The sequence below is a fragment of the Plantactinospora sp. DSM 117369 genome (assembly GCF_053764795.1).
The window spans coordinates 6,224,972-6,247,461 of record NZ_CM132446.1; the positions used below are offsets into that span (position 1 = coordinate 6,224,972).

Annotated in this window: 9 protein-coding genes; 1 reads left to right on the forward strand and 8 read right to left on the reverse strand. The window is 73.0% G+C overall.

All coding sequences use genetic code 11. The features are described from left to right. Positions 1–27: 27 nt before the first annotated feature. The 4 genes from ACSMXO_RS26660 to ACSMXO_RS26675 form a co-directional block, all read right to left on the reverse strand. Positions 28–4,566 (reverse strand): beta-ketoacyl synthase N-terminal-like domain-containing protein, encoded by a 4,539-nt coding sequence (locus ACSMXO_RS26660; RefSeq protein WP_455414272.1) that lies wholly within the window; start codon positions 4,564–4,566, stop codon positions 28–30. Between the two features lie 2 nt (positions 4,567–4,568). Then, positions 4,569–11,309 carry an SDR family NAD(P)-dependent oxidoreductase gene (locus tag ACSMXO_RS26665; RefSeq protein WP_455414273.1) on the reverse strand — a complete coding sequence of 2,247 codons (6,741 nt, stop codon included), beginning with the start codon at positions 11,307–11,309 and terminating at the stop codon, positions 4,569–4,571. A 317-nt stretch (positions 11,310–11,626) separates the two neighbouring features. Then, positions 11,627–12,790, reverse strand: a complete 1,164-nt coding sequence (locus ACSMXO_RS26670) for a hypothetical protein (RefSeq protein WP_455414274.1) — start codon at positions 12,788–12,790, stop codon at positions 11,627–11,629. Positions 12,791–13,440: 650 nt separating this feature from the next. Beyond that, on the reverse strand, positions 13,441–15,063 hold the full coding sequence (locus ACSMXO_RS26675; RefSeq protein ID WP_455414275.1) for a sigma-70 family RNA polymerase sigma factor: 1,623 nt from the start codon (positions 15,061–15,063) through the stop codon (positions 13,441–13,443). A gap of 615 nt (positions 15,064–15,678) precedes the next feature. On the opposite strand from ACSMXO_RS26675, the gene ACSMXO_RS26680 reads away from it, so the two are divergent. Next, entirely contained in the window at positions 15,679–17,079 is a 1,401-nt protein-coding gene (locus ACSMXO_RS26680) for a non-reducing end alpha-L-arabinofuranosidase family hydrolase (RefSeq protein WP_455414276.1), read from the forward strand. 108 nt (positions 17,080–17,187) lie between these two features. Here ACSMXO_RS26680 and ACSMXO_RS26685 read toward each other — a convergent pair whose 3' ends face one another. From ACSMXO_RS26685 to ACSMXO_RS26700, 4 genes are read right to left on the reverse strand one after another with little or no spacing between them, the layout of a single operon-like run. Then, complete coding sequence (locus ACSMXO_RS26685; RefSeq protein WP_455414277.1) at positions 17,188–18,009, reverse strand: hypothetical protein; 822 nt, start codon at positions 18,007–18,009, stop codon at positions 17,188–17,190. Between the two features lie 27 nt (positions 18,010–18,036). Beyond that, positions 18,037–19,062 (reverse strand): hypothetical protein, encoded by a 1,026-nt coding sequence (locus ACSMXO_RS26690; protein WP_455414278.1) that lies wholly within the window; start codon positions 19,060–19,062, stop codon positions 18,037–18,039. Continuing rightward, positions 19,059–19,478, reverse strand: coding sequence for a hypothetical protein (locus tag ACSMXO_RS26695; protein WP_455414279.1), 420 nt, complete (start codon positions 19,476–19,478; stop codon positions 19,059–19,061). The genes ACSMXO_RS26690 and ACSMXO_RS26695 overlap by 4 nt, the downstream gene beginning before the upstream one ends. Positions 19,479–19,486: 8 nt before the next feature. Beyond that, positions 19,487–22,489, reverse strand: a complete 3,003-nt coding sequence (locus tag ACSMXO_RS26700) for an ATP-binding protein (RefSeq protein WP_455414280.1) — start codon at positions 22,487–22,489, stop codon at positions 19,487–19,489. Position 22,490 lies beyond the last annotated feature (1 nt).

A 22,490-nucleotide genomic window follows, 5' to 3' on the forward strand; every position in this document is an offset into this window, starting at 1 on the left:
TACTCCCCCTTGTCGTTGGCTCGTCCGTCATTCCGACACCGGCCCCCAGGTCCAGCTCACGACGTAGCGCCGCGCCGGAAGGTCGTCGGGGTTGGCCACCGTCCGGTGCCCGACCCGGTAGGTGCGGTCCGAGACGGCGACCGTGGTCTCGTCGGGCGTGGCCGCCACCACGGTGCACCGGTCCGCGGTGCCGTTCGGACCGGCACCCTCCGCCCTGGCCACCGCCTCCTTGGCCGTCCGGGCCCGGGTCAGCCAGGTGGCCCGGTCCCCCGTCGCGGCCACGGCCTCCAGCAGCGCGGACTCCGCCTCGTCGAACCCGGTGGTACGCTCCGGCGACTCGATGATCTCGGCGACGTCGATGCCCATCGCCGGCGCGCCGGGCGGTGCCGTCCCGGCGCGTGGCCGGGCGATCGCCACCGCCATCTCGGCGCACTGGGCCAGCGACACGTCGCACTCGGGCATGCCCCGGCCCGGTCGCGGATCCACCCGGGACCGCCCGTCCGGCTCGTCGCGGACGGTCAGCTCGATCGGGTACACGTCGACGTGGCCGTCCTCCCACAGTCGGAACCGCACCGCGTCCTTGGCCGCGATCCGGCCGAGCAGCCAGCGCTTACGGGTCGCGGGGGGCTGCCGCTCGAAGTCGGCGTACGCGGCGCCGCCGAGAATGCCGCGGGCGGCCATGGCCAGCGTCACCGGGTCGGTCCAGGCGTCGAAGGCCATGGCCCAGCCCTCCGGCTGCCGCTGTGACATCGGGTACCGCTCCGGGAAGCGCTCCGCCGGGCGGGCCGAGGGGTGGCTGTCGAAGCGCCGGTCGACCGCGCCCTCGATCACGGCGTAGACCCGGTCGCCGTCGACGAGCTGGGTGTCCGCCACGAGCTGGGTGTCGTCGATGGAGCGGACCCGGGCGACGCAGGTGAACGCCTTCCCGGCCGGCGGTGGTGGGCCGAAGAACCGGATCCGGCCGAGCGCCACCGGCAGCGCCACGGTGCGCCACGGCTGGGTGGTGATCAGCCAGTTGCCGATGAGCTGGAGCGCGTTGTCCAGCAGCGCGCCGGGCGGCGACGGGGTGGTCACCACGCCCCGCACGTGCATGTCGCCGAGCGCGTGCACCTCGCTGACGCCCTGGAACATCGGTCCGTGGAACATCAGCCGCTCGGCGTACATCTGCGCGGCGCTGATCGTGGGCGGCCGTTCGGTGCCCGGGTCGTAGCGCAGCGGCGGAGGCGGGTCGGTGGGATAAGCGTCGGCCACCTCCACCACGGCCCTGGCGAACGCGCCGAGCGAGACCGCGTACCGGCCGGGGCCGTCGGGCTCGACGGTGACCTCGACGTCCTGCGGGGGCGCGGCGATCACCCAGCGGTGGAACCGGGCGTCGCGGACCGCGACCGCTCGTGCGCCGGGCGCCGCCCGCTCCACCGCGTCCATCATGTGCTGCACGACGGTGGTCGCCGGTACCACCGGCCAGCGGTCCTCCGGGTGCGGCCAGTCGTCGGGCTGGACGAAGAAGCAGTGGTGCCGCAGGTACGGCATGTCGTCCAGGGACACCCGGAGGATCTCCCGGTACGACGATGTCCGGCTCGCGGCGTCCAGGACGCTGACCGCGCTGTGTGCCGTGTCCTTCAGCAGCGCGGCCAGCTCGGCGGCGGCGCTCGAACCCCCGGCCAGCCGTTCGAGGGTGCTGAGCACGTCCGCCCCGCCGGATGCGGCGGCGCTGTCGCCGGACGCGCTGACCTGCCCGGTGCGGTGTCCGGTGACGCCCAGCAGGCCGTTCGCGCCGGGGCCGAGCCGCACCAGCGGTCCGCCGAGGTCGAGCCGGACCGGTGCGCCGCGACGTACCGGCGGGTTGCTCGCCGCCGGTCCGCCACCCGAGGCGGGCGGCGTCGGCCAGGTACCCGACGCGGCGCCTGCCGGCGCGGACGGGAGCGCGGAGAGGTCCGGGTCGGCGCCCTCCACCCACAGCGCGGTGGCCACCCGGCGGAGCTGGGCCAATCCGCTCCGGGCCGGCACGTTGACCGGCATCGCGAGGTGATCGCGCCCGCGCAGGTTCTCCGCGATGACCGAGCTGAGTTGTCCGACTCCGACCTGTAGGAAGACCCGGATTCCGGCGTCGTGCATGGCCGCGACGGTGGCCCGGAACCGGACCGGTTCGACCATGTGTCGGGTGAACAGCGCCGACACCTCGGCCGGATCCGACGGGTACGGGGCGGCGATGGTCGCCGACCAGACCGGGCGGGACGGGGTACCCACGTCCCAGCGGCGCAACGCCGCGCCGATCGCCTCCAGCCCGTTCGCGAACGCCGGGGTGTGGAACGCCGACCGGAACGGCAGTGGCTGGCAGATGACGTGGTTGCGGCGCAGCTCGGCGACGAGCCGCTGCACCTGCGCCTCCGGCCCGTTGACCACGCACTGGCTGGGCGCGTTGTCGTGCGAGATCAGTACGCCCGGGTGGTCGCGGAGCAGCGGTTGCACCTGCTCGACGCCGGCACCGACGTACGCGAAGAGGTAGCCGGCCAGCTCGACCGCGTCGGCGTTGAACAGGGCCAGGAACTCCTCGACGGACGCCGTGCTCATCTGCCCGGTGGTCGCCGCCGCCGCCCACTCGCCCAGGCTGTGCCCGGCGACCGCGTCGGGCAGCACGCCGACGCGCCGCAGGGCCGCGTCGAGCAGCCGGCCCACCTCGATCACGCAGACCCCGTGCTGGCCGAGATCCGGTACCGACCAGTCCCGGTCCGGGAGGCCGAAGTGTGCCGCCACGTCGTCCACCCGAGGGGTGAACTCCGCTTCCAGGCCAGGGAAGACGAACGCGAGCTGCCCGGCCGTCGGGCCGGACAGCAGCGGTTCCGGACTGAACCAGACGTCGCGACCGCCCCGCCACGCCCGGCCCAGCGCGACCGCGCGCCGGGCGGTGCCGAGCCGGTCGGCGGTGGGGCCGACGATCCCGATCCGGCACCGCTGCCCGGCGGGGTCGGCGGCGGCCCGGGCGCGGACCCCGGTGGTGTCGGCGGCGGCCAGGGCGCGGACCTCGGTGGTGTCGGCGGCGGCCAGGGCGCGGACCTCGGCGTCGTCGGCGTCGAGCAGCCGGCGCAGCGCCGCCGGGTCGGGTGCGGCCAGCCGGAGTACCTGCTCCGGCTCCTCGACGGTCAGCCTGGCCGGGGGCGTGCCGCGCCGCAGCGGCGGGTCCGGTGGTTGCTCGACGATGATGTGCGCGTTGATGCCGCCGAAGCCGAACGCGTTCACCCCGGCCCGGCGCGGGCCGGTGCCCTCCCACGGAGCCGCCGTCGGCAGCGGCCGGAACCGCGTCCGCGCCAGCTCGGGCCGGGGACGGTCGCAGTGCAGCGTGGGCAGCAGCACGCCACGGTGTACGGCCAGCACCGCCTTGACCAGCCCGGCGATCCCGGCGGCCGGCATGGTGTGGCCGATCATCGACTTCACGGAACCGATCACCGGCCGGGTTCCGCCCCGGTCCGGACCGAACACCTCGGCCACGGTGGCCAGTTCCGCCGCGTCGCCGGTCGGGGTACCGGTGCCGTGCGCCTCCAGCAGCGCCAGCGCGTCCGGCGCGGTCGGGTCCAGCCCGGCCGCCTGCCAGGCCCGCCGGATGGCGAGTACCTGGCCGGAGGTGGCCGGGTTGAACATGCTGGCCGAACGGCCGTCACTGGACACCCCGATGCCCCTGACCACGGCGTAGACCCGGTCACCGTCCCGGACCGCGTCGGCCATCCGCTTGAGCACCACGATGCCGGTGCCCTCGCCGATCAGGAGTCCGTCGGCGTCCCGGTCGAACGGCCGGATCTCGCCGCGCCGGGACAGCGCCCGGAGCTGGCTGAAGACCGACCAGAAGCTGATGTCGTGTACGTGGTGCACCCCGCCGGCCAGCACCACGTCCAGCCGCCCGCGGTACAGCTCGCTGATCGCCTGGTCCACTGCGATCAGCGAGGAGGCGCAGGCCGCGTCGAGGGTGTACGCGGCGCCACGGAAGTTGAACCGGTTGGCGATCCGCGACGCGGTCAGGTTGGGGACGAGCCCGATCGTGCCCTCCGGCTGGTGCGGCCCGAGCCGCTCGTCGAAGAGCTGCCGCACCAGGTCCAGCCGGCCGGGCTCCAGGTCGGGCAGCAGCTCGCGGAGTGCCATGGTCACCTGGCTGGACATCCGCACCCGCTGGGCGTACCGGGCCTGTGCCGGGCTGAGGATGCCACCTCGGCCGAGAATCACCCCGACCCGGTCGCCGTCGGGGAGCCGGTCGAACCCGCCAGCGTCCTCGATCGCCGCGGCGGCGACGTCCAGCGCGATCAACTGGTCCGGTTCGATGTCGGGGACCGAGGCGGGCATGAGGCCGTAGCGCAGCGGTTCGAAGGTGGCGAGTTCGTCGACGAACCCGCCGCGCCGGCAGTACAGCCGGTCCGGCCGGTGCGCCTGGTCGGGGTCGAAGAACTCCGCGTCCCACTTGTTCGGCGGTACGTCGGTGATGGCGTCCACCCCGTCGACCAGGTTGCGCCAGTAGTCCTCCAGGTTCCGCGCCCGGGGCATCAGCACGGCCATCCCGACGATGGCGATCGGCCCGGTCACGGCTACCAGCCCGAGGCGGTGTAGACGACCGAGCCGACCGTGGCGTCACCCCAGGCCAGCTCGCGCAGCAGGCTGAGCACACCCTCCTCGCGGTCGATCAGCGCGATGCCGCGGCGGGCGTACTCCTGGCTCAGCTCGGCCGTCACCATGCCACGGTGCCCGGCCACCGGCGCCCACGGTCCCCAGTGCACGGTCAGGCACCGGATGCCGGTACGGGCCGCCCACCGCCCGCCGATCGCGGCCATCGCGTCGTTCGCGGCCGCGTAGTCGCCCTGGCCGCGACTGCCGAAGGCCGCGGCGATGCTGCCGTAGAGGACCACGAACCGGGGCGCCCGGGGCAGGTCCTCCAGTGCCTCCAGCACACCGCGCACACCGTCCACCTTGGTGCCGAACACGCGGGCGAAAGACTCCGGGGACTTGTCCGCCAGCAGCTTGTCCTCGATGATGCCGGCGGCGAACACCAGGCCGTCGATCCGGCCGTACTCGCTCTGGATCTCCTTCAGCAGCCGGTGGGTCGCCTCCTGGTCGCGCACGTCCAGGGTGTGGTAACGCACCTGGCTGCCGAGATCACGCAGTTCGCGGACGGTGGCCTCGACCTCGCGTCCGGTGATGATGGCCTGCGCCATCCGGTCGATCTCGGCCGGCGAGCGCAGGCCGCGCCGGGACAGCGCCGCGCGTATCCCGGCGAGGTCGGCGGCGCCGGCCGTGTCGGGCTCCTCGGGACGGTCCGGCGGCGAGGTACGGCCGACGAGCTGGAGGTGGCAGCGGGTGGCGGACGCGAGCAGCCGGGCGAACGAGGCCGTGATGCCCTGCGCACCGCCGATCAGGACCACCACCGAGTCGCTGCCGAGGCCGAGCGCCCGCGCTTCCGCCACCCCGTCGGCCGCCGGCCCGGCGCCGCCGCCGGACGGGCCGGGCAGCGGTTCCGCGACCAGGTCCACGGTGTACCGGACGCCGTCGTCCCGGCAGACCACCGGCACCTGCCCGCCGGCCAGGAGCTCCTCGACCAGTTCGGCGGCCAGCCGCTCGGCCGGCGCCGAGCCGTCCACCTCTACCAGCCGCGCCGACACCGCCGGGTACTCCCGGTTGATCGTCCGGAACAGACCCGGCAGGCCGTCGGTCCGGGTCCCGCCGGCCGCGGCGGCGGCCAGCAGCCAGCGGGGGCCGGCGGCCAGGGCCTGTTTGACCAGCGGGAAGACCGCCGGCAGCAACTGCCACCCGGTGGCGGTCAGGCCGTCGAGCACGACCAGTCCGTCCAGCTTCCCGGCCGCAGCCAGCTCGTCGGCCGGGAGCGGCCGGTCCTCCTCCAGCGCTGCGCTCCGCACGGTCGCACCGCGCTCGCGGAGCATTTCCACCACCCGGTCCGGCACCGGCCCGGCACCGGTGACCAGGAAGGTAGCGCCCGACAGGTCGCCTTCCGCCGCACCTGCCGGTTCCGTCAGGGCCAGCCGGCGGGCCACCATCCGGGTCGGCGCCGCGATCGGATGGTCGGGCCCGGTCCGCTCCGCCGCCTGCGGGGAGCGTGGCGACCCCGGTGGTTCCGGTGGCCGAACGGACGTGCTACCCGCTGATGCGGTGGCGGCGACCTTCTCGGTCAACCACTCCACCATGGCGCGGACCGTGCGCGCCTTGACCAGGTCCTCGAGCGCGGCCTGGTCACCGCCGGCCACCGGCAGCCGCAGCCGGGTGGCGACCTCTCCGGCGACCTCGGCGCGCTTGATCGAGTCGATGCTCAGGTCGGCCTCCAGGTCGAGGTCGAGGCCGACCAGGTCGACCGGGTATCCGGTGCGTTCGCTGATGACCGCGAGCACCGCGCCCTGGAAGTCCAGCTCGGCCGGGGGCGCCGCCTCGACCGGCTCCGGTGCGGGTTCGGCCGGCGCCGGTACGGCGACCGCCGGCGACGCCGCCAGCTCCGCCTGGGCGGGCTGCCAGACCAGCCGGCCGGTGTTCCCCGGCGCCCCGTCCGAGAGGTACGCGAGCATGACGTCACGCTGCGAGGCGATCAGCTCGCGGGCCGTCCGCAGATATTCGGCAACCAGATCGTCGCGTCCGCCAGCCGCTGTGGTCATCTGCAACTCCTCGACGCGTCGGGGTGGCCTCATGCCACCGGGCAGGCAGTCGCCGTTGGCGTCCCGGACGAGCTGACCGTCGACCGTCCAGGTCGGCCGGGCCGGAGACTCGCGCTCCGGGGCACCGTCCGCGTCCCGGCCCCGGAACAGCCAGCCGGTCTGCACCGGTACGCCCGCACAGGCCAGCTCGGCGAGCGCGAGCAGGAAAGCCCGCAGCCCCGCACCTGGCGCACCGTCACACGCGACGGCCAGGTGCGGGCGGTCGCCCAGCACCGCACCGACCAGCCGGGTGAGCGCCTGACCCGGACCGGTCTCGACGAAGGTCCGCACCCCGCTGGCGTACATCGCTTCGATCTGGTCCACGAACCGCACCGCCGCGCCGACCTGCGCGGACAGTTCGCGCCGGACCCCGTCGGGGTCGTCCGGGTAGCGCCCGGCGGTCCGGTTGGCCCAGACCGGAATCGCCGGAGACGTCACCGGGGTCCGGGCCAGTACCTCGGCCAGCCGCTCGCCGGCCCCGGCGACCAGCGGACTGTGGAACGCGCACCCGACCTGGAGTCCCCGGGCGGAGAGTCCGGCGTCGGTCAACGTCGCGACCGCGGCCCGGACGGCCGGGCTGGGTCCGGAGATCACGACCTGGTCCGGTGCGTTGTGGTTGGCGACGACCACGTCGTCGACGCCACCGTCGGCGAGGATGTCGCCGACCTGCCGCGCGGTCCCCGCGACCGCGGCCATCGTGCCCGGGTCGGCACCGGCGGCAGCCAGGATGGCGTCCGCCCGCTCCCGGCTGAGGTCCAGCAGGGTCTGCTCGTCGAAGGCGCCGGCCACGCAGAGCGCGACCAGCTCGCCGTAGCTGTGCCCGGCGGCGGCGTCCGGCTGGACGCCGAGCCGGCGGAGCAGATGGTCGACGGCGAGACCGCAGATGCCGAGGATCGGCTGCGCGGCACGGGTGTCCCGGACCCGGTCGGAGAGCTCGCGCCGGGCCGGCTCGCCGAACGCGCTGGGCGGGCAGAGCAGCCGGGACAGCTCGCCGCCGAGGTGAAGGTAGCGCCGCAGCTCGGGAAAGCTCACGAACAGGTCGGCCAACGCACCCGGCCGCTGGCTGCCCTGCCCGGGGAAGAGGAAGGCCACCGTGCCCCCGGTGGGCGGCCGGGACGGCTGGACCAGGCCGCTCCTCGGGTCGTGCTCACCGGCCAGCGCCCGCCGCAGCAGCGTCGCCAGCTCGTCCAGGTCACGGGCGACGACGGCGACCTGGACCGGGCCGCTCCGGCGGTCGGACTCCCGGGCCAGCCGGGCGGCCAGGTCGCGCAGCCGGACGGCGGGTACCCGCGGCGCGGCCAGCTCGCCCGCCAGCGCCGACACCGACCGGTGTGCCGCGGCCCGGTCGGCGCCCCGGAAGCAGAAGAGCTCCGCAGGCCACTCGTGCCGGGTGTGGCGCGGCGGCACCGTGCCGGCGTGACCGCTGAGTACGGCGTGGTAGTTGGTGCCGCCGAAGCCGAAGGCGCTCACCCCGGCCAGTCGATCCGCGGGGGCCGCCAGCCATGGACGCGACTCGGTGTAGAACGCGAACGGGCTCAGCTCGGGCTGCCAGGCCGGGTTGGGCCGGCTCAGGTTGATCGTGGGTGGACAGACTCCGTGGTGGAGCGAGAGGGCGACCTTGATCACGCCGGCCAGACCGGCGGCGCACTTGGTGTGCCCGATCTGTGACTTCACCGAGCCCAGTGCGCACTCTCCGGCCGCCGCACCCGCGTCCGTGAAAAGCCTGGTGAGGGTCTCCAGCTCGGTACGGTCGCCGACCACCGTGCCGGTGCCGTGCGCCTCCACCAGCCCCACCCGGCTCGGCGAGACCCCGGCGCTGCGGTACGCCCGGTCCAGCGCCCGCCGCTGGCCCTCCGCACGCGGCGCGGTGAGGCCGAGGGCCCGGCCGTCGCTCGACGCGCCGACGCCCTTGATCACCGCGTAGATGCGGTCGTGGTCGCGCTCGGCGTCGGCCAGCCGCCGCAGCACCACGCAGGCCACCCCCTCGCCCAACGCGATCCCGTCGCCCGAGCTGTCGAAGGTGCGGCAGCGCCCGGTCGGGGAGAGCGCGTGGGCCGAGGTGAACATCAGGAAGTCGTTGATGCCGTTGTGCAGGTCGGCCGCGCCGCAGACCATCACGTCGCTGTCGCCGGTCAGCAGTTCCTTGCACGCCGCGTCGAGCGCGGCCAGCGAGGAGGCACAGGCGGCGTCGACGGTGAGGTTCGGCCCGCCCAGGTCCAGCCGGTTGGCCACCCGGCCGGCGATGACGTTCGCCAGTACGCCGGGGAAGGAGTCCTCGGTCACCGTCGGGAGCTGACCCTCGAGCCCGGCGGGCACCGCACCCAGATAGCCGGGGAGCATGGTACGCAGCGTCTGCGCGTGCCCCATGTCGCTGCCGGCCTCGGCACCGAAGACCACACCGATCCGGGAGCGGTCCACCGTGGACGACTCCGGCGGGTACCCCGCGTCGAGCAACGCCCGGTGCGCGACCTCCAGCGCCAGCAGTTGGGTCGGATCGATGCTGCCCAGCGCGGCCGGCGGAATGCCGTACCGGATCGCGTCGAAGGGTACCGGCCGGAGGAAGCCGCCCCACTTGGACACGGTGTACCGGCCGGCCTGGTCGGGGCCCACCTCGGGGCGGTAGTAGGTGTCGACGTCCCACCGCTGCGCGGGCACCTCGGTGATCGCGTCCTCGGCGTCGAGGATCGTCCGCCAGAAACCGGCCAGGTCGGGCGACCCGGGGAACACGCAGGCCATGCCGACGATCGCGATGTCCAGCGGTGCGGGTTCCCGCGGCTGCCCGGCCGGCTCCGGGGTGCCGAGTCCGGCGCGCAACGCCCGGGTCCGCTCGCGGTGGAAGGCGGCCGCGTCACCGGTCACCCCGGCGTGCAGGTCGGCGATGGTGGTCGGCGCGTCGCGCAGCACGGCGACCTGGCCGGCCATGAACAGCCCCTCGGTGGACTGGGTGTGCTCGTCGACCGCCACCAGGTCGTCGCCGTCGCGGCGGACGCCCTTGCTGGCGAGTCGCAGCCGGCCGACGTTGAGCATTTCCAGGTGCTGCCACACCTGCCGGCTGTCGGCTCCGGCGGCGGACAACTCGGCCTGGAGCCGGTGGAAGTCGTCCACGAACGGGCTGGGCAGGCACCGGGTGGCGTGCCCGGGTGCCGTCTCCAACAGGGCGGTGCCGGTCGCCGCCAACGCCTCGCGCTGGAACCCGGGCCGGATCGCGCCGCACTCGACCGCCTCCCGGGTGAACAGGTAGGCCGTACCCATCAGGACACCCATCCGCACGCCACGGCGGGCCAGCGGCGCCGCCATGGTCGCGACCATGGCGGCGGACCGCGCGTCGTGGACGCCGCCGGCGAAGAACACCTCCAGCCCGGCGCCGTCGCCGCCCGCGTCGAGGTGCTGCTCGATCACCGTGAGCTGGGCCTCCCAGAGTGGGAAGCTGGCCCGGGGACCGACGTGCCCGCCGCACTCCGCGCCCTCGAAGACGAACCTGCGGGCACCGGCGGCCAGGAACTGGCGCAGCAGACCGGGCGAGGGCACGTGCAGGAAGGTCGCGATGCCGTCGGCCTCCAGCACGGTCGCCTGTGCCGGCCGCCCTCCGGCGACGATGACGCAGGTCGGTCGAATCTCCCGGATCACCTCGAGCTGCGCCGCCCGCAGCTCGTCCGGGACGAACCCGAGGATGCCGACCCCCCAGGGACGGTCGCCCAGCACGGCGGCGGTCTCGCGCAGCAGGCGCCGGGACCGTTCCGCGTCGGCCAGCGCCAGCGCGACGAACGGCAGCCCGCCGCCGTCCGCGACCGCTGCCGCGAACGGCGCCTCGTCACTGACCCGGGTCATCGGACCCTGCGCCACCGGGAACCGCACGCCGAGCGCGCGGGCCAGCGGCGCTCCGGAGGCCAGCAAATCGGGAGCGGCGTCGTCGGCGATGGCGTCGCGGATCGCCGCCCTGACCCCGCGTACCGCGGCGGCGGCGTCCGGCCAGCGGCGGGCGAACTCCGACGCCAGTCCCCCGTCCTGGCCGACCTGGAGCAGGTCACGGGTGCCAGGTCGGGGAATTCCCCGTACGTGTCCATGAAGGACGGTTTCCGAGCCGTCCATCCGGCGGATGGCGGCGATCGTGTCGTCCGGCAGGTCGGCCTCGGGCATGAGCGCGAGCTGGGTGTCCAGCACCACGCCGCGGGCCCCGCCGATGACGCAGGCCGCGGCGGTGCGCGGGCCGATGCCGCCGCAGACCCAGACCGGCAGGTCCAGGGTGTCGTCGGCGAGAATCCGCTGCATCAGGACGAACGAACTGAGTTCACCGACCCGGCCGCCTGCCTCCGATCCGCGGACGATCAGCCCGTACGCGCCGGCCGTGGCGGCCCGGCGGGCCTCGTCGAGGTCGGTGACCTCGACGAGAACCCGGTGCCGGGCCGCCTCCTCCGCCCAGGGCCAGGGTGAGTCCGCTGCCACGATGATCGTGGAGAGCCTGCCGGCAGCCGCGCGCTCCACATCGGACAGGGGAAATTCGCAGCCTGCGGCCACCCGGATTCCGAACGGTACGGAGGACAGTGACGCGGTTTCGCGCACCGCCCGCAAGCCGGGTGTGTTGTCGACAGACAGGTCGAGTACGCCCAGACCGCCGCCGGCACCGACGGCGGCCACCAGACGTGGACTGGGTGCGAAGACGGTACCTGGACAGATGGCAACCACTAGCTCATCACTACACACCGCATGCCCCCGAATGGTGTGATTACTTCAACGGCGATCCGCACTAGGTGGACAAAGATCCGCTGCTGAGCTGGCCATCACTTTATGGGCGTCAATATCAATCGGACAAGACCACTTGGCGACGACCTTTCGCCGTTTTGGTGATCTTTCTCGATCCCCAAACACCTGGGGATTCCCGGTCATCGGCGGGGCGTCGCAGAGTATCTGCACCCGCTATGTAACATTTCGCAGATGCCATGCAGTCGGTTGCCTCACCACGACACGGCGTTCGCCATGACGTGTTGCTGGTCAGGGTCGTAATAGGACAACATGAGGTGGCTCGCCGTACTTAGCTCCGGATGCCCGAAGAACGCGTAGCACCAGGATTCGGCACTCGACGCGCAGTCTGCGATCTGTCGCTCTTCGCCGACGCTCCAAGGGCCGGTCGGAGAACTGGCGCGCCAGATCCGGTAGTGGCCGCCGATGCTGGTCTGCTCGATGGCGGCCAGCCCGTCGGAATAGGCGCGAACGTCGAGGAAAAACGGCCGGGCCCCGGACATCACCGAGTCGGCGGCGGCGATGTCGCTGGTCCAGCCGTCGGTGGTCCAGTAGCGGTAGGCCAGCGGCCGGGACCAGGCGGCGACGCCGCGCCACAGCGTGCGGGCCAGCACGGTACGGCCGGTGCCGCACGTGCCGAAGCCCGAGTCGTCGCAGTGGAACGCGTAGACATAGAGGAACCCGTCGTCGGCGAAGATCGGCGAGCCGAGCTGCCGCTGCCACTGGAGGTCGTCGGTGGCGCCGGTGGCGAAAACGCGATGATGCGCCACGAACGTGTTGCTCGCCGGGTGATAGAAGCTGATCCCCCAGGCCTGCGTCGTCCACACCCAGGAGCCGCGGACGCAGACGTCGGAGTAGGTGAGCGCGACGAGTTCACTGCCGTCGTACCCGTTGATCAGCCGGGCCGGCCCCCGGGTCGCCCCACTGAGCCACGACGCCGCGTACGAGTTGGTGCCGGCCGTACCGCACGGCCTGCCGTCCGGGAGCACCAGCCCGGTGGGCGTCGGGAGGAATGGGCGTGGGGCATCGGTGCGCGGCGGCACCGCCGGCGAGGCGGGCGGGGTGGGCAGCTCGCTCAACTGGTCCGGCACCGCTCCCGGGGCGTACGGACCGGTGGCGGCCGTCGTCCCGCCGATGAAGCCGAAGGCCTCACCCGCCGGGTCGAGGAACACGGTGTCGCAGAAGAGCCAGAGCGCCTGGTCGGACTGGTCCGGCAGGACGACGCTGTAGCCGCAGTCCCGTGCGGCGGTGTTACCGGTGGCCGTTTCGTAGTGCGAGGTGACCCGGGCCGGCGGCGCTGCCGCGGTGTTGGCGGCCGCCGGGATGCCGGGCCAGAGCGGCAGGATGGCAGCGACGCCGACGACGATCAATCGTTTCACTGTGGACTCCTTCCGGTAGGAGGGGCCGATGGTAGTCCAAACAACGCCCCTGCCGTTGTGCTTGTAGAAGGGGCGCCCTCCAGGGTGCCGATGTTCGACGGCCTGGAGAAACCCGCTGGTTGCGGACCTGGGTCCGCCCGTCGACGGAGAGCTGGGCGGCGCTGATGGCGGCGTTGCCGTACGGCGATGTACATCGCACGACATCCATGGGTCTTTCCCCTTCTGTCGCCTGGGTGTGCGGGGAGGCGACTGTGTTAACGCTAACAACCACGGCGCCAATGGCCCGTCACATCGAACGGGACCGGATGAAACCGCTCCGGCGGACGTACGCGATATTGCCAGACCGGTCACGGCCTGCACGGGTGTTGGAAGCCGGTTCGGGGTCCAGGCATTGACGCCTGACACCCGAGCGAGCCCTTCCGACTCCGACGTCTGACGGTGGCGACCGATAACACTTCGCACCGAAGATGGCCGGATCGGCCACAATCAAAAATCTCACAGCGTTTTTCTGTTATCGGCGGCGGCACCGGACGGTCGCGATGGCGGCCGGGGCGGCCGGGCTGTCGATCGTCGCACCGCCGGCGGACGGCGCCCGACGAACAGCCGGGGACGCGGGACCGCCCGGGGGGAGGCCGACGGCGAGCGCGGGGTTACCCGGCCAGCGGAGGCCGGGTCCGGAAGGAGGCGTCGGCACGGAAGTCCGGGGTGCCGGTCGACTGGTCCACCCACAACTGGAGGTTGCGGTGGCGCAGGAACCAGCCGGGATAGTTGGACGACTCCAGCGACACGGAGCCCGGTACCACGCCCTCGCGCACGCAGAAGGTCGCGTCCCCGCGGAACAGTCGGGTGCCCACGTCCGGGTCCAACCGCACCCGCCAGTTCAGATGCCGCAGGTACCGCCCGTCCTGGGCCCGGAAGGAGACACAGCTACTGTCGGCCAGACCGGGGACCGCCTCGAACGTCGCACGTTGCCGGGCTGTCCCCTCGCTGTCCGGGCCGACCCGGGCCAGTACGCCGAGGTCGTCGGCCGTGGTGGCGAACAGCCCCACCTGGTTGACCGACTCCATCGACGCGCTCCCGGACGGAAACGGCCGGGGTTCGACGCTCGACGGCGTGCCGCCGGTCGGGCTCGGGCGCCGGGGAGTCGGCGTGCTCGCCCGCGGTGCCGACGTCGGCGCGACGGTGACCGCGGGCACCGACGACGGCGCGGCGGCAGTGGGTGTCGACGGCGGCGCGGCGATGCGCACGGGTGGCCGTGGTTCCGGCGCCGGCCAGGTCGCCGTGGTGACCGTGGCACCGGCGACGACCGTACCGGCGGCGACCGCCGCCACGATGGGATGCGCCCCGATCAGGTGACCGAGCTGGCCGACAAGCCCGGCCTTGAGGCTCGCGCCGACCGCCCCGGAACCGCCGACCCCGCTCCCGCCCGAGACGGCCGCCGTCGACAACGCGCCGACGACCCCGGCCGTCACCGTGCTCTTGCCGACCAGCGCCGCCGCCAGGGCGGCGGGAACCGGGACCAGCGCGAGGCCCACGAGCAGGCGCTCCAGCGCGACCAGATCCTCGGTACGGCGCTGGCAGATCGGGCAGGACCGGGTGTGCCGCGCAATACGTTTGCGCCACAGCGGGCTCGGCCGGCCGTCCCAGTCGACCAGCACGGCCCCGAGACGGTCGCAGCCGGGTCTGGCGTCCAACGCGGCCACCAGCGTCCGGCTCAGTTCCAGCTGGTGGCGCATCCGCTGGACGCGCACACCGGCGTGCGCCACGCCGACGCCGAGCGATTCCGCCAGCTCCGCCCTGCTCAACAGGCCCGCGGTCTCCAGCCACCACAGCGACAGCAACGCCCGGTCCTCCGGATCGAGCCAGCGACTGGCCCGTACCACCTGCCGGCGCTGGTCGGACAGGTCCAGACGCAGCAACGTCAGATCCTCGAAGTCCGCGTCGGCGTCCGGCTCCGCGGCCACCTCGTCCAGGGGTACGGCCCGCTCGGCGGCGCGGCGCTGCCGCTGTAGTTGCGTGCTTACCTGGCGCAACGCGACCGCCAGCAGCCAGGGTCGGAAGCTCTCCGGCGTCCGCAGCGTCCGCAGCTCGCGCAGGGCCCGGAGCATCGTCTCCTGCACGACGTCGTCGACATCCGGATCGCCGCTCATGGCCCTGCGCACCAAGGTGTACACGATCGGCAGATAGGCGGCGGTGAGCTCGTCAAGCGCCTGCCGGTTCCCGGCCTGCGCGGCGACGACCAGGCTCGCCTCGTTGGTACGGGTAGCTCGCATATCCCATCGCTGTCCCAGGACCCGGGGTGGTGGTGGATCGGGGCCGGCGTCCACGACCAGGAGACGACTCGGCGAGCAGCGGCACGGGTCGAACCGCCACACGCCGAGCACATACCTGGCAGTCGCCGCGCCGGTGGTGTGGTGGTTGACTGTGATGGACGGCGGCGACTGAGTCAAGAAACTAGCCGTACCTGTCCGGCCACCGGTCAGGAAGCGCGAGCCCGACCTGAACGCCGAAACCCGGTACGCCTTATCCGGATCCGGGACGGATTCACAGACTCCTCGCTGTCGACCAGAAACAGGAAGCGGCGGCCCGAGGACGAGCGCCTGGCCCATCGTTCGGACGACGTGGCGCATTCATTCAACACGCCGGAAATCACCTCTTGCGGTCCCTAGCCCGGTAGCGATATGTTACCGCTAACATCGATGTCGACCCATGGGCACGGGTGCATACCGCACCCGGGGGACACCGATCCTGCCGCGCGCCGCGCCACCGGTCGAATCACACGACGCGGATATGCCCAGCCGCCCCTTGCGCCACACGCGGGCGGATACCAGCGCGACTGTAAGGAGTCTTCAGTGCGTCAGACAGCCAGACTACGAGCAGGCTTGCTCGTGCCGGTCATCGGAATGGTTGCCGCCGCAGCCGCAGTGGTCCTCCCCGCGCACGCCGCTGCGGCCGGCTGCTCGGTGAACTACTCGATATCGTCCCAGTGGTCCGGCGGGTTCGGCGCCAATGTCACCGTGACCAACCTGGGTGACCCGATCAACGGATGGACCCTGAACTGGACGTACGGTGGGGGTCAACAGGTCACGCAGGCGTGGAACGCGTCGGTTACCCAGAGCGGCGCCCAGGTCACCGCGAGGAACGTCAGCTACAACGGCGCGATCGCCACCAACGCGAGCGTGTCGTTCGGCTTCAACGGATCGTGGACCGGCAGCAATCCGGTGCCCTCGACGTTCACCCTGAACGGCACGACCTGCACCGGCGGCGTCACCAACCCATCAACCAACCCGCCCACGAACCCGCCCACGAACCCGCCGACCAACCCACCGACCGGAAGCCTGCCCACCAGCTTCCGGTGGAACTCCAGCGGGGTACTGGTCGGGCCCAAGAACGACAGTCGCCAGATCGCCGGCATCAAGGATCCCTCGGTCGTCTACCACAACGGCCGCTACCACGTCTTCGCAAGCACGGCGAAGTCCGCGGGCTACAACCTCGTCTACCTCAACTTCACCGACTGGTCGCAGGCCAACAACGCCACCTTCCACTACCTCGACCAGGCACCGCTCGGCACCGGATACCGGGCCGCACCACAGGTGTTCTACTTCGCACCGCACCGACTGTGGTACCTCGTCTACCAGACCGGTAACGCCTCGTACTCCACCAACCCGGACATCAGCAACCCGAGCGGCTGGACGGCGCCACGGCACTTCTACAGCGGCATGCCGCAGATCATCCAGGACAACATCGGCAACGGCTACTGGGTCGACATGTGGGTCATCTGCGACAGCGCCAACTGCCACCTGTTCTCCTCGGACGACAACGGCCACCTCTACCGGTCACAGACCTCGGTGGCGAACTTCCCCAACGGCATGAACCAACCGGTGATCGCGATGCAGGACGCCGACCGCAACCGGCTCTTCGAAGCCGCCAACGTCTACAAGGTGGCCGGCCAGAATCAGTACCTCCTGATCCACGAGGCGATCGGCAGCGACGGCCGCCGGTGGTTCCGATCCTGGACCGCACCTGCCATCGCCGGCCCCTGGCAGGCACTGGCCGACACCGAGAGCAACCCCTTCGCCCGCGCCAACAACGTGAACTTCCCCGCCGGCGCCTGGACCCGGGACATCAGCCACGGCGAGATGATCCGCGACCAGGTCGACCAGACCCTCACCATCAGCCCCTGCAACATGCGCTACGCCTACCAGGGCATGGACCCCAACGCCGGAGGCGACTACAACAGCCTCCCCTGGCGCCTCGGCCTACTCACCCAGACCAACTCCACCTGCTGACGGCTGTCCGCTGAGGAAGCCTCCGTACACCCCAGCGGTAAGCGCACAGCCGACCGCAGGTCCGCCGGCGGCCCCGCACCACGATGGGCGGGGCCGCCGGGTCTGTGACTAGGAAGGGCCGGCAACCGGGGACCACCACACCCGACCGGTGTCCGGGTCGGTTTCCAGACCCGGCGGGCCCGTGCGGGCACTGATGCCGTACACCTCGCGGCCCGTGCGGTACTCCCACCCGCAGACCGCCACCATTGCGGCGGCGGCCGCCCCGGACAGGGCCAGCGACGCCGGTTGCACACCCACCAGGACGAGTTCCACCGCTACTGCGCCGAGGCAGAGCCACGGCGCGGCGAGCGCGGGCAGCAGCGGATGCCCGTCGGCCGCCGCGAACACGTTGCGGTGGATCTGGAGTACGCCGCCCAGCGTGAACGGCGCCAGACAGGCCGCCCCGAGCAGCAACAGCACGGTGGACACGCCGGGCCGGCGCAGATCGTCGTGGACGAACCAGATCACCAGCAGCAGAACCCCGGCGGCGGAGAGCCAGCCGAGCCCCACGACGAACGGGCGGCGCAGTAGCGTCCGGGCGTACGCCCGGTCGCCATCGGAGCGCACGAGGAGGTACGCGCCGGCCGCCGCGACGCCCGGCGTCCCGAGCACCGGGCCGAGCACGGCCTTCGCCAGGATCAGCGGCCAGACCCGGGCACCGAGGGTGGCGGCGCTCGCCAGGCCGGAGCAGACCACCACCGCGCCGAGGGCGAAGCGGAGCCGTTCGGCGTTCGCCAGCGCCCAGTGCCCGTCGACCCTGCGGGCGAAAAACCGCCAGCCCAGCCCGAACAACCAGCCGGACACTCCCCACGGCAGGGTACGGAGCTGGGCGCGGGCCAGCGGGCGTGACACGGTCAGCGCGATGGTGAACGCACCGGGCAGCTCACTCACGGCGTGGCCCGCACGGGGGACGATCCGTCACTGTTCCGGCCGGCGCGGCTGCTCGCCGCGATATCCGGCCTCGTACGGGGGATACTCCTCCGGCGTTGTAGGCGTTTCCACCGTCGGTTCCGCTGGCGCCGGTGTGGGCTCGACCACCGGTCGAGTCTGGTCGCCGCCCGGCTCACCCCGATACCCGGCTTGGTAGGAACCATCCGACGGCGGGTCGGTGGTCACCGCGACCAGCGGCGGTGGTGCCTCGTCCAGCGTGGCCGTCTCCTCGACCACCGCCCGGCTCTCCTCGGCGCGGCGCTCGTTGACCTCGGCGACCAGCTCCTTGACCTGCGTCTTGAGTTCGGCCACCACGCCGCGAAGCTCGGCGGTGTCCATCTCGGACAGCTCGGGTAGCTGGGTCGGCAGGTCGTGCCCGTGCCGGAACTGGGCGTCGAGGACCTGCACGCTCTCGTACAGCTCGGACACCGCCTGGGCCGGTGCCGGTAGCCGCGGCGCCGCCTCGTCGGCGCTCTCCGATCCCTGGCCCGGGCCGGCGGACCAGGGCCGGGTCATCACCACGTCCATCGGGTCGGCGAACGGCTGGAACTCGCTGGCATCGGGCATGCTCGGCCCGCCCGGTGTCGACTCGTCCGGCTCCAGGAGCGGTCCGCGGTACAGCCTCCCGGCATGCTCGACCCAGGCGGCCACCTCCTGGGTCTCCGCGTCCAGGTACCACTCCGGCGACGGTGGCATCTGGTACGCGTCCTTAATCATTCCGGTCGCGCCCTCGACGAGATCGCCACCGACCTGGACGGTGGCTTGCCCCTCCTGCGGCAGGCCGGCGGCGGCCCCGTCGGCGAGCTGCCCACCCACCTGGGCGGCATCGTGCAGCAAGCCGGCGGTCTCCTGCGCATCCTTACGCAGGTCCTCGACGAAGGTGTCGCTGGGCGGCTTCGGTTCGTCCGTCCAGGGCTGCTGGGGCAACCGGGCCAGATAGTCGATCCCTTCCTTCTGTTGGTCCTGCCGCTGCTCGTCGAAATCGTCGGCCTGGGCGAGTCCGATCATCGTCACCAACCTTCCTTCGTACGCAACTGGTCGAACTGCTCGGCGAGGATGAACTCCTCGGGCATGAGTCCGCTGTGCGGGTGCCCGTCGACAAAGTTGAGCGCCGAGGGCGAGTCCGGGGGTGCCAGGCTCGACGTGTCGTAGCCGTCGACGGCCGGACCAGCCCCGCCACCCGGCCCGGGGTGCCGGTCGGCTGGGCCGAGGTAGCCACTCGGGCCGCCGTCGGCGAGGAACTGCTCGTCGTACGGGTCGAACCCACCGGGCCCGGTCGGTCCGCCCTGGTCGATGGTGGGGATGTCCTCTTCGAGGAGCCCTTCGTCGTACAGGTCGACGGCGCGGGTGGCGACCGCTTCCAGGTCGGTCGCGGTGGCCAGGGCCAGCCGCCGGTCGGCGGCGACGATGTCGTGGTCTGGCGAGTCCATCCGTCCTCCTACTCGTCGCCGGCCGCCGGCGTGTCCGCCGGTGCCGAACCGGTCTCCGCTCGGGACGTCCCGGCCCGCCCCGCCGGCTGACCGGCGGTGCCGGGCGCCGGTGGCAGGAACCGGCCGACCAGCCAGGGCCGTTGCAGGGCGAGGAAGCCAGCCGCCTGCCGCAGGCGGCGGCGCGGGTCCGGCTCGTCGCTCAGCCGGTCGACCGCGACGGCCCAGCGGGCCGGGCGGGACGTGCCACCCACCCCGGTCCACATGGGCAGCCGGCTCTCCGGACGGGCGTGGAGCTGTGCCAGCTGCTCGGCAGGGGTGTCACCGGACAGATCCAGGCCGCGCCGCCGCCACTGGCCGGTGTCGGCGTGCGGGCCGTCCTGCTGCCCGGCCCGCCGCAGCGCCCAACCCACGTCCACCCAGCGGAAGGCGCCCGCCTGCCAGTGTGTCTCGCCGGCGCACCGGGCGTCCTCGGCGGCCGGGCCGAGCAGCCAGCCGCGCAGCCGGTCGGCGAGGTGGCCGGCGAGCGCCTCCGGCTGGTACGCCGACGCGAGGACCTGGTATCGGACCTGGACCGCCTCGTGGGCGAGCTGGGCCGTGGCACAGGTCAGCGTCGCCTGGTCGGCGCGACCGCGTACCGAGGCCAGCCATCGGGCGTCCGGCACCGGTTCCGCCTCGCCGACGACGTGGGCGGCGGTCAGCACCTCGGCCCAGAGCACCAGCCTCGGCTCGTCCCGGACCAGTCCGGCCGCCGTGACCATCCGCCGCACGGTGCACGGCTCCGCGCGGCAGGACACCGGGCAGCCGCCGAACGCCGGCCGGGCGATCGCGACCCGGCGGGTGGCGGCCGCGGCGTCCTCGCGCTCTTCGCCCAACGGGATCCCGACCAGGACCGGACGATCCATGCCGTCGGCGAAGACGGCGGCCCGGCCGGGCGGCAGCGTCACGACGTACTGCGACTGCTCCGGGTCCAGGTTCATAGTGGCGCCGACGGCGAGCCGGTCGTCGGCGGCGGGCAGCCGGTGCACCACCTTCAGGGCGGTGTTCTTCACGACGTCCGGCAGGATCTTCGCGGGGATCTGCTCCGCGACCACGATGCCCTCGCCGTACGCGCGGATCTCGGCGAGCAGGCCGGCGAACAGCTCCACGGCGTGCGCGGCCGGGCTCCCCTCGGGTACGCGTTTGAGCAGCCGGTGCGCCTCCTCGATCACCGTGACGTGGCGCAGTCCGCGCGGGGCGCCGTCCCTGGCCGCGCGTACCCGCAGGTGCTCGACGATCCGGATCAGCACCGTACCGATGAAGAACGCCTTGTCCTGGTCGTCGCCGATGTCCTCCAGTTCCAGTACGACGTTGCGGCGCAACAGGTCCGCGAGGTCCAGCGGGTGGCCGCCCTCGAAGAACTGGCCGGGCGTGCCGAGGCGCAGGCTGCCGAGCCGTACGTCGACGAAGCCGCGTACGTCGGCGGCGATCCGGTCGCTGTAGCCGATCTGGCTGACGACCTCCCGGGCGGCGCGCTGCAGGTCGCCGAGGGTGGGATAACGGGGCCGGACGGCCTGGTCCCGGGGTTCGCTGAGCGGCAGCTCCCAACCCAGTTCCTCGTAGCAGCGCACGATCGCCTGGCTGAGTACCTGTGGAAACGGCTCGTTGGCCTCGAACGCGGCGAGGAAGAGTGCCCGTACCAGGTCGATGTGCGTCTGCATGGGGAAGCCCGGCTCGGGTTCGAGCGGGTTGAGCGAGGCCGGCGCGACGTCCACCTCACCGGGCCGGATCACCAGCACGCCGGCGTCTGGAGGCAGCCGCCCGGCCATTCCGGCGTACTCGGCCTTGGCCGGCTCGATCACCAGCCACGGGACGCCCGCACCGTGCAGCGACTCCAGCAACGCACGCACGGTCTGGGACTTGCCGGCGCCGGTCGCGCCGCAGACGAACGTGTGCCGGTTGAGGGTCCCGGCGCCGACCCGGAACTCACCGGCCGGCAGCAGCGCCCGGTCCAGCACCGTACCGAGCACCAGTGACCCGGCCGCCGTGCCGGTCCCGGGCGGGACGGACTCGGACGAGGCGGTCCCCGGCGCGACGACGGATTCGGACGGGACGGTCTCCGGCGTGACGTCGAAGGTGTTCGGCCGGACGATCCGTACCCCCGGAAGCTCCCGGTGCGGTGGGCGGGCCACCGCCGCGACCACCTCGGCCGGCGCGGCGAACGGCGCGTGCAGTGCGGTCACCCGGCCGGGTGCGGCCCACGCCCCGTCCAGCCCGTCGGCCACCTCCGGCAGCGGGCGCAGGGCGTACGGCAGTGGGGCGGTGGCCGCCGCCCGGCAGAGCAGGGCCGCGACGCCGCGGGCGCGGACACTGTCGGCGGCCCCGACGAGCACGTGTACGTCCCACAGCCCGGCCGGCTCGGCCCGGGCGAGTTCGCGATAGCGCGCCTCGGCCTGCTCCAGCTCCATCCGGCCGGTCTCCGAGACGCCCTGGCGGTCCCGCAGCCGCGGAATCGCGTACGCCAGCTCGCGCAGTCTGCCCCGGGCGTCTCCGTCGGCAACCGGCTCGGCGACGACGAACCAGGCGAACGGAGTGTCCACGAGCTGCGTCACGCAGTCCTCGAAGACGGACGCCCTGGGCAAGGACCGCTGCCCGGTCGCGGGGGCGGCCAGCGTGTCCACCCCACCCGCGCACCGGACCCAGGCCGGCAGGGAGCGCAGCGTGCGCCCGGCGGCACCGTCGGCGAGCGGCACCACCAGCCCGCCCAGCGGATACAGCGTGCTCCGGTACGGGCCCGTCGCGCCGACCGCCGCGAAGCCGCCGGTCAGCACCTCGATCGGCGCCCCGGGAGCCGGACGCACCCAGGCATGTAGGACGGTGGACCCGAAGGCGTGCGCCTGTCCCAGTGCGGGCAGCAGCGTGACACGTGTCCCCGCCAGTTCCCGGTCCGGCGCGGCAACCTCCAGGGTGGACTGGATCGCGACCAGCCGGTGTACGGGTCGCCCCTCGTCCAGGAGCGGGATTCCGCCGGACACC